We start from the raw sequence: 433 nt of genomic DNA on the forward strand, positions 1-433 counted from the left end.
CGCCGGACAAAAGCTGGCCAAACGTAGTGAACAGCTGGTGGACTTGTTGTCAGTAACCTTAGATGAGCTTAAATCACTTGAACAGGCACCTCATGGAAGGGTATCCATAACTGCACCTCATGCTTTTGAGCGTAGTATCGTGACACCTTTGGTCGCGGAGTTGTGCTATGAATATCCAAACCTCACCCCTGAGCTGGTGTTTACCGATGAGCGGCTGGATCTTTTAGCGCATAAGTTGGATATCGCCGTGTCAGTTGGGCCGCAAAAAGATAGTAATTACAATGCTATTGCCATCGGGAAATTGGACAGTATTTTGGTGGCAGCCCCGCGTTACCTTGCCAGAGCGAAACCTGTCTCATCACTGACACTTGCTGAACACCACTTAGTTATTTTGCCTTGGCAGCACAGGGCTGTGCTAACGGCAGGATTGGGC

General features: G+C 49.4%; 1 protein-coding gene. It reads left to right on the top strand.

Annotation, left to right across the window (positions count from 1 at the left end; translation table 11 throughout):
- Positions 1-433, top strand: a 433-nt coding sequence (locus K5Q99_RS22130) for a LysR substrate-binding domain-containing protein (protein WP_246604564.1), incomplete at both ends; no start/stop codon positions are given.

Origin of the sequence: Shewanella hafniensis (genome assembly GCF_019655335.1) — a bacterium.
Lineage (GTDB): Bacteria > Pseudomonadota > Gammaproteobacteria > Enterobacterales > Shewanellaceae > Shewanella > Shewanella hafniensis.